Annotated in this window: 11 protein-coding genes; 1 reads left to right on the top strand and 10 read right to left on the bottom strand. The window is 60.7% G+C overall.

The features are described from left to right. Positions 1-48: 48 nt before the first annotated feature. From feaR to ACQRBT_RS17385, 7 genes are all read right to left on the bottom strand, one after another. On the bottom strand, positions 49-948 hold the full coding sequence (gene feaR, locus ACQRBT_RS17415; RefSeq protein ID WP_412046425.1) for a transcriptional regulator FeaR: 900 nt from the start codon (positions 946-948) through the stop codon (positions 49-51). 23 nt (positions 949-971) lie between these two features. After that, a complete protein-coding gene (locus tag ACQRBT_RS17410) occupies positions 972-2,093 on the bottom strand; it encodes an MFS transporter (protein ID WP_412046521.1) in 1,122 nt (373 codons plus the stop codon). Positions 2,094-2,212: 119 nt separating this feature from the next. After that, positions 2,213-3,424, bottom strand: a complete 1,212-nt coding sequence (locus ACQRBT_RS17405) for a multidrug effflux MFS transporter (RefSeq protein WP_412046426.1) — start codon at positions 3,422-3,424, stop codon at positions 2,213-2,215. Further along, positions 3,421-4,269 carry an alpha/beta fold hydrolase gene (locus ACQRBT_RS17400; RefSeq protein WP_412046427.1) on the bottom strand — a complete coding sequence of 283 codons (849 nt, stop codon included), beginning with the start codon at positions 4,267-4,269 and terminating at the stop codon, positions 3,421-3,423. The genes ACQRBT_RS17405 and ACQRBT_RS17400 overlap by 4 nt, the downstream gene beginning before the upstream one ends. 66 nt (positions 4,270-4,335) lie before the next feature. Beyond that, positions 4,336-5,628: an NAD(P)/FAD-dependent oxidoreductase gene (locus tag ACQRBT_RS17395; protein WP_412046428.1), complete on the bottom strand. Its 1,293-nt coding sequence runs from the start codon at positions 5,626-5,628 to the stop codon at positions 4,336-4,338. A gap of 58 nt (positions 5,629-5,686) precedes the next feature. Further along, positions 5,687-6,109 (bottom strand): RidA family protein, encoded by a 423-nt coding sequence (locus tag ACQRBT_RS17390; protein WP_412046429.1) that lies wholly within the window; start codon positions 6,107-6,109, stop codon positions 5,687-5,689. A gap of 33 nt (positions 6,110-6,142) precedes the next feature. Then, positions 6,143-7,282, bottom strand: a complete 1,140-nt coding sequence (locus ACQRBT_RS17385) for a tyramine oxidase subunit B (protein ID WP_412046430.1) — start codon at positions 7,280-7,282, stop codon at positions 6,143-6,145. A 183-nt stretch (positions 7,283-7,465) separates the two neighbouring features. Between ACQRBT_RS17385 and ACQRBT_RS17380 the strand changes: the two genes are divergently transcribed. Continuing rightward, positions 7,466-8,290: a helix-turn-helix domain-containing protein gene (locus tag ACQRBT_RS17380; protein WP_412046431.1), complete on the top strand. Its 825-nt coding sequence runs from the start codon at positions 7,466-7,468 to the stop codon at positions 8,288-8,290. A 267-nt stretch (positions 8,291-8,557) separates the two neighbouring features. Here the strand turns inward: ACQRBT_RS17380 and ACQRBT_RS17375 are convergent, their stop codons facing one another. From ACQRBT_RS17375 to ACQRBT_RS17365, 3 genes are all read right to left on the bottom strand, one after another. Then, on the bottom strand, positions 8,558-9,499 hold the full coding sequence (locus tag ACQRBT_RS17375) for a helix-turn-helix domain-containing protein (protein ID WP_412046432.1): 942 nt from the start codon (positions 9,497-9,499) through the stop codon (positions 8,558-8,560). A 77-nt stretch (positions 9,500-9,576) separates the two neighbouring features. Beyond that, positions 9,577-10,356 carry a 2-keto-4-pentenoate hydratase gene (locus ACQRBT_RS17370; RefSeq protein ID WP_412046433.1) on the bottom strand — a complete coding sequence of 260 codons (780 nt, stop codon included), beginning with the start codon at positions 10,354-10,356 and terminating at the stop codon, positions 9,577-9,579. Then, positions 10,353-11,960, bottom strand: a complete 1,608-nt coding sequence (locus ACQRBT_RS17365) for a bifunctional 3-(3-hydroxy-phenyl)propionate/3-hydroxycinnamic acid hydroxylase (protein WP_412046434.1) — start codon at positions 11,958-11,960, stop codon at positions 10,353-10,355. The genes ACQRBT_RS17370 and ACQRBT_RS17365 overlap by 4 nt, the downstream gene beginning before the upstream one ends. Positions 11,961-12,009: the final 49 nt, after the last annotated feature.

Below are 12,009 nucleotides of genomic sequence, written 5' to 3'. Positions count from 1 at the left end.
CCCCAACGTACCTGTGGCGAGGGAGCGTGCTGCCTCGCCACAACCCGACTAGTGCCCACGGCTGCGATAGCTGCTCGGCGTCAGCCCGGTCTGCTTCTTGAACGTCTTGGAAAAATGCGCCGAATCGGCGAAGCCCCAAGAACTGCCGATATCGGTGATCGAGCGATGCGCGCAAACGGGATCGCGAAGGTCTTGCGCGGCCTTCAACAGCCGCTCACGCAGAATATAGCGGCAGACACTGTCGCCACTCGCCTCAAACAATCTGTAGAGCTGGCGACTGGAGATGCCCAACTCGTCGGCCAGCACGGCCGGCGACAGCCGGGGTGAGTCAAGCCGCTGCTGAATGACAGATTGCACTTCATGCAGCTGCCACCCGGAGCAATGGTCGCTCGCACGGTACTCCAACACCGAACCCAGCAAGGCCACCAATGCCCTTTGCAGACCATCACCATCCTGCGGGCAAGACCACTGGGCCAGCTCGCGCGCAGCCACCTGCCGCACCAGCGTGCCCAGCAGTTGGCCACATGCCCCCGTGGTCGACAGCTTGCCGAAGCGGCTGCGGTCCAGGCCCTTGAGCAATTCACACGGCAACGGGATCGACACATGGGAGAACAAACCCTTGGGGACCATTTTTACCGCGCCGGAAAAGTCCAGCAGAGCCAGATCACCTGCGTGCAGCTCAAGCAGCTTGTCGCCCTGCTCAATGACCATCGAGCCCTGTTGCTGCAGGACCAGAAAACACCGCGCTGATGAGCTGCGCCCGCTTGAGCGAGCGGCCTTGGCAATCACACTGGCATTGCTGCGAATGTGCGCGACCGCCGTGGTGCCCACCAGCGTCTGTTGCATTTCCCCGATGAAAAGGCTCTGGCAATGGTCATAGCGGGTGTCAAAACGACCGCAGGTCGCGTGTACACGTTCGTTCCAGGTCGACAACGCTTGGCCACGCATGAGTATTCCTCCTCCTCACTCGCTCACAATCCGGGCATAACGGCGATGCCTGAAGCACGCACGTGCTGCAATGCCAACTGAGCTCTCAACACCGCCGCACCATAGATGGCCAGCACCGCCACCGAACAGGCGCCGGAGAACACAAGCACCGCCGAGTAGCCGAATGCCTCGATCAGAAACCCACCGATGGCCGGCCCGAACGCTGCCCCGAGGGACAGGCACAGCGCGCCCAGCGCAATAAGTTTGCCCGACAGGTCGAACTCAGCCATGACGCCAAAGGTATAAGCCAGCACGAAGCCGATCGAAAAGAGAAAGCAAATAACGCCGACGACGTAGGCCGTCAGGGAAGAAAACTGCGCCAGTGCCACCAGACCCAGCAGCTCGGCTAGGATAATCACGGCCATTGGCATAAAGCGCCCCATCTTCAGGCCGATTGCCGACGCGATGAAGCCGCCGCCGGCATTTATCAGGAAACCCAGCGCCAGCACCATGCCGATGGTGTCGGAGGCCAGCCCGGTCTTCTTCCCCATAAGCTCCAGGAACGCCCATACCGACATAATGCCGGTCAGGAACACGAGGCTGGCCACCAGGCTCAACCATACGATGATCCGGCTCTCAGCGCTGGCAATCCGCACGGCGCTACCGGTCGCCTCCAGCTGTCGCTCGCTAAAGCGCGGTACCCAGGGCAGCGGCAGGATGCCCATCACCACCATGGCAATGGCGATGCTGATCAGCATGCCTTCAAAGCCCCATACCGGGGCCACCGCTACGGGTAACACGATGAGCAGGATCGCGCCCGGCACAGTCTCGATACCCAGCTTGAAACCAAACGCACGTTCAGGCTGCGAACTGTCACCGAAGATCGTCATCGCCAGGGCGTACAAGGCACCTGTCCCGGCGCCGGCCAGGGCCATGATCGCCAGCAGCGACTCATAGGAAGGATCGCGCAGCACACACAGGATCGCACCCACCACCAGCGCCGACGACAGCGCCGAAATGAGTCGCCAGCTGAACCGGTGAATCCACAGCAGGGACGCCAACCCGAACGCGCCAAACCCCAGGTTCATGGCCATGGCCAGATTGCCCAGTTGGTGCTCGCCGAGCCCGAAACGCTCGGCAAACGCGCCAAACAGCACGGGTAGCACGTTCAATAACAAAGCACCTGCGCCTGAAACCAGGCCCGCACACACATAGACGGAGGTTTTATCGATCGGATTTATTTTTGTAGTTTTCATCTGGCACACCCGGTTTTTTTAACAGAATTTCACGCCTGCCTGACGACGGCCGTCACGGCGCCCGCCTGGGCAGGCGTGCGAAGAGTTACGCAATAAGCGACCAACGAGCCCAACCCGCAACACCCGACCACCCAACACATCGGCCAGGCGGTTCCGTCGACCAAATAACTGACCCACAGGCTGGCCAACGTCCCGGTGGCAAATTGCACCGAAACGCCCAGCGCAACGCTCGCGCCGGCCTGGCGTGGAAACAGCATCATCAGGCTGGCCATGCAATTGGCGCCGATCAGGCCAGTCACACCCATGTACAGCACCATGCAACACACGATACTCGCCAGCCCGCCCCATTCGGTATACCCGACCAACATCAGTGCCAGCCCTGCCCCGCTTAACAGCACCGCACCCACGCCGAGCATGCGTTGCGGCCCAAAACGGCCTACCCAGCGCGCGTTGATGAAGGTCACCAGGATGATGCCGAGGATGTTCAGGGCGAACAATGCGCTGAACATCCGTGGCGAGACCCCGAAATACACGACGTACACAAAAGGCGACGCCGTGATGAATGCAAACATTCCGCCAAACCCCAGGGACATGCACAGGATCAGCGCCATCGCCCTGGGTTGCCGGGCAATCGTGAGGTAGGCCGCAAAGGCCGCGCCAACTGACGCTCCGCGATCTTGCACCGGCAGGCTTTCCTTCAAGGTCAGGGCAACCAGCAACAGGCACAGGCTGGACAAGATGAACAAGGTGGCGAATATGGTGCGCCACCCCTGGATCAACACCAGCCAGGTGCCGATCATTGGCGCGACCAGTGTCGCCACCATCGTCAGCACGTGCATCCACGACAGTACTTTGGCTGTCTGCGCCAAGCCGACCCTGTCCCGAGCGACGGCACGCGCCAATACCAGCGCGCCCGCGCCGCCCAGCGCCTGGAAAAAGCGCCAGGCAATCAGTTGCTCGATGCTGCCGGCAAACAGGCAACCCAGGGTCGCTGTGGCGTACAGCACCAGGCTGCCGAGTAGCAACGGACGCCGGCCACAGCGGTCGGACAGCGGCCCGTAGCACAACATGCCCAGGCACAGCCCGGCGAGAAACGCGCTGATGGTATGTTGCACCTGCGCGTTGCCGGTCGACAGGTCCTCGGCGATTTGCGGGAAACTGGGCAGGTAGGTATCAATCGAAAACGGCCCGAAAGCTGTTAGGCATGAGAGCAGCACAATCAGGCGTGCCGGCGGCTTCATGAGCCGGCGGTCGCGAGGTTGTCAAGAAACGCAATGACTAGCCGATTGAAGATCTCGCCCTGATCGTCATGCACATAGTGGCTGGCGTCTGCGACTTCGGCGGTACGCACGTGTGCATTGCTGTCGCGCATAGCTTGCAGGGTCGCCGCTGGCAGAAAGTCCGAGCGCATACCACGAATGAACAACGTCGGACAATCCAGCGCGCGGACCGCCGGCCATAGATCGGTCGGCTCAATGCTCAGGCGCGCCTCGGCGATGCCTTGTTGATCGTGGCGCCAGCTGATCTCCCCGGCGCTTTCCTGCATCGAGTGCGCCAGCCGCGACGCCAGGCCCTGCGCCGACAAGCCAGGACGCGATGCCTGCCAGAACGCGCGGGCGGCGTCCCAACTATCGAAACGCAACGGGGTCTGGTTCATCTCGCGACGAATGCGCGCCGCGCCATCGCCTTGGCTCGAAGAACCCGGCCCGATGTCTTCGATGATCAAGCCGATCAAGCGCCCTTGGTGCTGCCGTGCGTATTCCAAGGCGTTGGCGCCGCCCAGCGAGTGCCCGAGCAACACAAACCGATGCAAGCCGACATGAGCAATAAAGTCCTGCAGGTCGTCCACATAGGACTGCGTGTGATAACTGGAAGCTGGCGCCCAGTCACTGAGCCCGCGCCCACGCTGGTCCAGGGCATAGATGCAATAGCCATCGCCCAGCGCTTCTACCAGCGACTCCCAGGTCTGGGCATACGCGCGTAGACCATGCAGCAGCACCAAAGGCACGCCGCTTGACTTGCCCCAGCGAAGATAGTGCAGACGCAAGCCTGTGCGATTGGTAAAGAAAATGCTGTCTGGGGACATTGCCTGGCTCCGCCGCTCAATGAAAGATAAACACCGTTTTCTGAGACTGTCGCGCTGCACGCTGACCTAGAAACGATCAAAACGATAAGGACTCGGGTCGATGATCGGGGTATGCCCGCTGACAATATCGGCGGCCAGATGGCCTGCCGCCGGCGACGTACCGAAGCCGTGCCCGGAGAAACCGGTGGCCACCGTCAGGCCGGGGATCTGCGCGACGGGCCCGATCACCGGGTTCGAATCCGGCGTCACATCGATCGTGCCCGCCCAGGCCTGGGCAATGCTGGCTTGCTCGAACACCGGCCAGGCCGCCCTGAGGTTGTTCATTGCATCATTATTCAGACGAGGGTTAGCCGCAGGGTCCTGTACGCGTACGCGTTCGAACGGGCTGACACTGCCGGCCGACCAGCGTCGCGAAAGCGCCAGGTCGTTGAAGAAATACTTGCCCAGTGACACGTTCAACACACTGCGCTGCGCTCGAAATGCGGGCATGTACTGCTTGGCCAGCAACAGGTGATCGAGGGTCAGGTAAGCATCCAGCTTGCCGCGCTGGGTGATGATGAAGCCGCCGTCCTGGTGCTTGCGAAACGAAAAGTCCGGCGCGCCCACAGCAATTTCCGTGGGGCCCTGCATTGGATGAGTGCGTAATACCGAACAGGTCAATGCCAGGGTCGGCAACGACACGCCTAGATTGCCCAGGAATCGCCGCGACCACATTCCGCCAGCCAGTAACACCTGGTCGCAACGAATCTCGCCTTTTTCAGTGACCACGCCGCTGACCTTGCCGGCGGACATCTGCAGCGTACGCACCGCACACTGCTCGATGATCACCACGCCCAGGGCCATGGCGGCTTTGGCAATTGCGCTGCTGGCCAAGGTCGGTTCGGCGCGCGCGTCGGACGGTGTATAGATACCACCAGCCCACTCCCCCTCACCGCCCGGCACCTTCTGTGCTATCTCGCGGTGACTCAGCAGCCGCGAATCCAGTGACAGGTGCTCGACTGACTTGAGCCAGCCTTCATGCATCGCCATCTGCGCTTGATTGCGGGCCACGAACATGATGCCCTCTTGCCGATAGCCCACATCCGCGCCTACCCGCCCCGGCATCTGTGCCCATAATCGGTCGGCAGCGAGGGCCAGCGGAATATCGTGGGCATGACGGCTGGTCTTACGCACCCAGCCCAGGTTGCGTGAGGACTGCTCGCCGGCGATACGGCCTTTCTCCAGGACCACCACCGGGACATTGCGTTCGGCCAGTGTCAGCGCAGCGGTCAAGCCGATGATGCCGCCACCAATGATGACGACGGTGGTCGCGGAGGGAAATTCGGTGGACGTATTCACGGGCACAATAGTCGGGGCCATGATCAAGACTCGCAAAGCAATAGAGGTCGGCCGCGCGAGTGCGCGGCCGCAGGACGGGTTATTGCGCCAGGCGAATCACTTCGACCTGGGCCTTGGAGGCATTGCGATACGCCGTCACTTCCAGCTCCACCTTGTATACCGTCGAACCCAGCGGCGGGCACGTCACGGTACTGGCCGGGTCGACACCCCGGAACTTCTCGCCGATCAGGCCCATCACCGCTGGTACGTCCTTAGGGTCTTGGATGAACACCCGCGAGCACACCACATCGGCCAGGCTGGCCTCCACGGCGGCGAGTGCGCTTTCAATGTTGGCGAACACTTGTTGAGTCTGCTCGAGGATGTCCTCCGGGATCAGCTTGGTCTGCGGGTTACGCCCGGCGGTATTGGACACATAGATCCAGTTGTCCACCACTACCAGGCGCGAATAGCTGGCTTGGTCTTCAAAGGGTGAGCCGGTCTTGAGCTTGATGATTTTGGGCATGGTGTAAGTCTCGTCAGTGGGTTAAAGGATGGCTTAGCGCAGGACCGGGGTTTCCCACAGGTTAAGCTTCACGCCGATGCCTTTTTCTACGGCATTGCGATACACCACGGTGCCCCACGCCACGTCTTCCACAGGCATACCGCCGACCGACATGATGATGATCTCTTCATCGTTGTGACGGCCCGGAGCATCACCGGCGACGATCTTGCCGATGTCTTCGAGCTCTGCGTGTTGCATCGCGCCTTCAGCGATCATGTCCATGAATCGCACGCCGATGACCGGCACGCAGTTATGCGCAGGCTTGGGCAACTCTTCGAACCAGGCTTCGTAGAGGCCGGTGTTGTCCAGCACCTTGCGCACGTCGGCGCGTTCCATCCCCTCATCCAACGAGCAGGCTGCCGGCATGGCCATGAAGCAACCCGGCTTGACCCACTCGCGCTTCACAATTGGGTAGGTTGAGGCGTCGCCGGTCTCACCGGAGCTACAATAAGTAACAAGATCGGAACCACGCACCACCTCTTCGAGGCTGTCGACCACGCTGATGGTGGTCACCTGTGGGTAAGTGTCCTTCACCCAGCCAATAAAATCATTCAAGCTTCTCTCGCCACGACCCTTGATCTTCAAGGTATCGATATGCGGGCAAACGGCAATGAAAGCAGCGAGCGTAGTCTTGCCCATCACGCCAGGGCCGAGCAGGCCGACCACCTTCGAGTCCTTACGGGCCAGGTGCCGCGCGCCTACGCCAGGGATCGCACCGGTGCGATACGCCGACAGCAGGTTGGCGGACATATGCGCCAACGGTGCGCCGGTGTCGGGATCGTTGAGGGTAAACATCAGGATCGAACGTGGCAGGCCTTTTTCGCGGTTGGCGATATTGGAGCCGTACCATTTGACGCCTGCGGTGCAGAAGCTGCCCCCCAGATAGGCTGGCATCGCCATCATGCGGCGATCAGCGGTGGGCTTGGGCATGTTCGGGAAGGGGGAATCCTTCGGGAACACTACCATCGCGCCGTGAGAATCGTTGTTGGGTCCTGCCATACGGTAGTCGCCGCTATAGAGCAGGCCGAACATCTCCTCCATGGTATTCACACAGGCGAGCATGTCGGTGACGCCGGCGCGGATCATGTCCTGCTCGGAAAGATAGATGAAGTCAATTTTTGTGGTAGTGGACATTATTATTCTCGACTGAAGATGGAGTCGCTGCGGTAGGCGCTGCTCCCACGCTATCGAGGTCGAGTATCAGTGAGTGCCTCTCCACGGTATTGTAAATTTCGGACATCAAGGTTCGTCCCTGTCCGCAGAGTTGGCGCGATAAATGCGTGAATATTCCCGCATATATCACTCCAGGGTCCGGCCATGCCCAACCTCTGTTCACCACCGCTGCGGCAAACCGCTTACGAACAACCCTGGTTCGTACTTAACTCATCCCGGTATTCGGTAATGCCTTCCGAGCACCCGGCGATTTCGCATTTCTACGCCTTCGATGTCGCTCACTCGGCTGATCTGCTGGCGGTGCCGGACGGCTGTGTGGATATCGTGTTCGACTGTGACCCCACGCGACCAAGTGTGAGGATTTGTGGTACCCCGCTGGAAGCACAGCAGGTCAAACTGCTGCAGGGTCACCATTACTTCGGCGTACGCTTTGCGCCGGGGGTCATTCCAGGTTTCATCAACGTCGTGGCCGAGGACCTGACCGAGCAGGAATGGGATCTGCTGGAAGTATCGACATTTGCCCAGCGCATTTTCGAGAGCATCGTCCAAGCCCCACAGCTGCAAGATCAGATAAGGCTGTTCAGCGATTACCTGGCCCCGCGCCTCGTGGGCCGAAGCTCGAAACTCACGACCATGGTTATCCAACAGGCGCTTGCGCATCGCGGCGACCTGCGTATCCAGCAACTGGAAGATCTCAGCGGCTACACCAGCCGCACGATTCATCGCCAGTTCAGCCAGGACACCGGCCTGTCGCCCAAGACGTTTTGCCGGATCATTCGCTGCCAGGCGGCGCTGGAAACCCTGAACACCCGGTGCGATGTGTCGTTCTCGGACCTGGCCCTGGACCTGGGTTTTTCTGATCAGTCGCATTTCCTGCGCGACTTCAAAAAGCTGGTCAGTACGACGCCCTGCGATTACCAGCGCAAAATGCTGCAGAGTGCCTATGCCGAGCGCATCCGCTTCGCCTGAGTGACCTCCCCCGGCTCAGCGGAAAAATTAATTCCCGTTGACATCATCCCTCGTAAAACCGTCGCCGAACGTGCACGGTTGCGGTGCATCATTCAATCCGTTGCCGTAAGGCTGGGCATGGCGTAAAGCCGTGGCTGGTGGCCAGCTCCCACGTCCATAGGCGTGAGCGCATCCCAACGCGGGTCAAGCCCACTCGCCACACAAGAATGCGATTGACTGAAATTTCTTAGGCAAGACTCAAGGTTGATAAGCGCGCGCTTTGTCGCGTCAGTACGACGCTCGGCGTGTTTCGGACGGCGACTCACCAAACAGCTCGCGGTAATGCGTGGCGAAATGGCTCAGGTGAAAAAAGCCATTGGCCACGGCAATGTCACCGATGTTTTTATCGCTCGCAGGAGTTGCGATCAACTGTCGCCTGACCGCGTTGAGACGCAGATTGCGCAGGTATTCGACCGGTCGCATATCGGTGACGGCATGGAAACTATTTTGCAGGGTCCTGCGACTGACGTGTAACTGCTCACACAGGTCAAGAATGCTCAACGGCGTGTCGCCGCTGGCAATGATCAATTCCTGACTACGCCGGACCAGATAGGCGCTCACGGCGAAATTGCCACGCCGGCAACGCACCTCATCGCCAGCGTGGCTGAACAGATCGAGGAACGCGCCAAGCAATTCGTCTTCGAGCATCTTTTCCGAGGCGGGGCTGATAGCGTCTGCATGTTCCAAAAAGTGACGAAACAGCGGATGGATACGCTGGCGTATGCGCAACAGTAACGTTTCATCTAGGCTAAGCGCAGAAACGCTGGTCAAGCGCTTGAGCTGATCATTGGACAGTTCGAAAGCAGCCAGTTTGGCAAAGCGCACGGCATCAACATTGAGGGCGAAAAAGTGCGTGCCTTGCGGCGCATGCAACACGAACTCTTCGCCGTCACGCAATAGCACCACGCTTTGCTCGCTCACCTGCTGGCCTTGAACCACCGGCGGGCTGCCCAGTGACATGGCCGCGCACAAGCGCCCTTTGGGCGAGCGGCCGTGCTGCACCACGCGCTTGTCCAATACCTCCTGGAAAATCTGGAAACGATCGCCGGACAACTGGCGCAACTCGCTGGTCAGGCAGCCGCGGCCAAGCTGGTCATAAACCTGCTGCCAACCCTGGATCGAGCCGGCGTGCTGTTGGGAGTCATTGAAGGTACGGACTTCGGCGAGCATAGGCTTCATTCCTCGGCGGCCAGATTGTTGTTTTTGGCCTGAAGGTGGGCTCAGTCATCCATAACAGTCGCTGGCGATTACGCAGGCACGTGGCCTGCGTGGAAATCCAAAGCCAGTTCCGTGCCAAGCATGCGCAAACGATAAGTACCCGGTTGGATAGCCAGCGGCGCCAGCAACGCACCGGACAAAACCACCTGTCCGGCCTCCACGGGATGACCGTCCGCCAACAGGCGCCGCACCAGCCAACACAGGTTGAACTGTGGGCTGTCTTCGCGCGCCTGGGTATCACCGCTACCGAGCAATTGACCCTCATGCTCCAGGCGATACTCCACGCAGGCATGCTGTACCGCATCGAACGGCACCCGCGGCCCGACACAGTAAAGTCCTGCGGCGGCGTTATCGGCCAGGAACGCGCCAAGCCCGAACGCCCAGCCCTGCCAGCGGCAGTCGGCGATTTCGAAGGCCGGGGCCACCTCGGCAATTGCCGCCAGAATCTCCTCGTCACGGTAATAGCCCGCTGCCAGAGCTCGCCCGAACACCAGCGCCAGTTCAACCTCAAGTTTGGGCTGAATCAGACGCTCGAACGACACCGCGCTGCCCGGCTCGACCGCCATGGCAGAGGTGAGCGCGCCATACACCGGCTCGTCAAGACCAAAGCGCGCCTGCGCCGCCCGGCCGGCGAAGGCAACTTTCCAACCGCTCAGGTATTCGCCACTTGCAAGGCGCTGCACCAGGGACTGACTCAGCAGCGCGTAACCCTGCCGCTGGTCCAGCGTCTCAGGCGGCAACGGAGCAATGGCCCGGGCGCGATTCCCGGCTTCGTGGAGTTGGCCAAGCAACGCATCAGCGCCACTCATGACAGTTGCTCCGCCAGCTTGCGCAGAACGCCGTCAAGCCGCTCAGGCGTGGTGATGGCGGCGACAAAGCGGTCAGGACGCACGACAACGATGCAGTCACGCACCTTCGAGAACCATTCGCCCAGTCGGTTATCCACGTCTTCCACACTCAAGGCGTCATTGGCCGTCAACGGCTGGTTACGCCCAACGCCGCTGCGCGAGCGATTGACCTGGATGAAACGTGTATCCCAGCGAGTCCAATACTCGGCCACCGGTTGACTGAGATGAGCCCGCGGGTTCACGCGATACCCCAGCACGGCATAACCATTGCCTAGCACTTCGTCCAGGCGCCGACGCTGGCCCTGGTCGTCTTCGATATTGGGCTGGATGAACAACTGCCCGACCAGATCATCCTCACGCAACTCGGCCCGCTCGTGATGCACCAGACCCTTGGTGAGGGTGGCCTTGGGCTTGAACTTGAATTCCAGCAAGTGCGAGCGCAGGTTATCCACGCTGTTGACCGCCTGGAACAGCCAATCGCGTACACCGGCCATCAGCGGGTTGGTCAAGCCGAGTACCGCACCCATGTTGTCGGCCAGCGCCACCAACTCGGTCGCGTGGCCACGCCGCTCCTGGTCGTAGGTAGCGAGGATCGACGGCGCCGCCCGCCCCTGGATGATCGCTGCCAGTTTCCAGGCGACGTTGGCCACATCGCGCAGACCCGAATTTAGACCTTGTCCGGCCCACGGCGGGGAGATATGCGCAGCGTCGCCCACCAGTGCAACACGCCCTTCGACAAAGCGCGCCGCGACCCGCGAGTGGTGGATGTAGGCACGGATACGAATGACGTTGAGGTGGTTAACGGCATCGCCGATATGCCCGTGGATGAGTGTGCGAATCGTCGACTCCTCGCACATTTTCGCTTCGTCTTCACCCTCCATCAGCATGAACTCCCAGCGTCGCTGCTGGTAAGGCAGGTAGATGCACACGAAGGGCCGCTGCGGGTCGGCATGCAGCGCAGTGTAAGGCGCATCGAGTGTGTCGTTGGCAGTGTCGACCACCACCCATTTGCGCGGATGGGTCAGCCCGAGCAGTTCGATGCCGAGCTTTTTGCGAACGGTGGAACGTCCGCCGTCGGCGCCGATCACGTAGTCCGCATGTAACTGGTAAATCTCACCCTGGGCATCGCGCACCTGCAGGGTCACGCCTTCGGCATCCTGCTCGAGCTCCAGCAACTCGTGGCCCTGACGCAGCTCGACGCTGGTGTGCTGACCGAGGTGTTCACGCAGGGTGCCTTCGAGCAACTGCTGCATGAAGATATTGCGCATCGGCCAGCCGTAATGCGCGGTGCTTGGCTTGACCTCGGCGAAGCATACGCCGCGCGCATTGTAGTAACGCAGCGGTACGTCGCAGATCATGTCGCGCACCGCCAGCTCGGCAATGCCGATACCCTGCAGCACACGCAACGCCTCATCGTCCATGCCGACTGCACGGGGATAAGGCAGGATGCCGTCGGACAGCTCAAGGACGACGCAGTCGACACCGTACATTCCCATATAGTGCGCGGCAGTAATGCCGTTGGGGCCACCGCCCACGATGACAACTTGGGTCTTCTCCTGCTTCATCGCTATTCACCGCTTTTCTTGTTGTGGTTTGAGTCCAGCACCGCTTGGT

The sequence above is a fragment of the Pseudomonas sp. R19M genome, from assembly GCF_050312585.1.
In the GTDB taxonomy this organism is placed as follows: Bacteria; Pseudomonadota; Gammaproteobacteria; order Pseudomonadales; family Pseudomonadaceae; genus Aquipseudomonas; species Aquipseudomonas palleroniana.
Note: the sequence above shows the minus strand (reverse complement) of the source record. Positions and strands in the feature narration are given on the sequence as shown.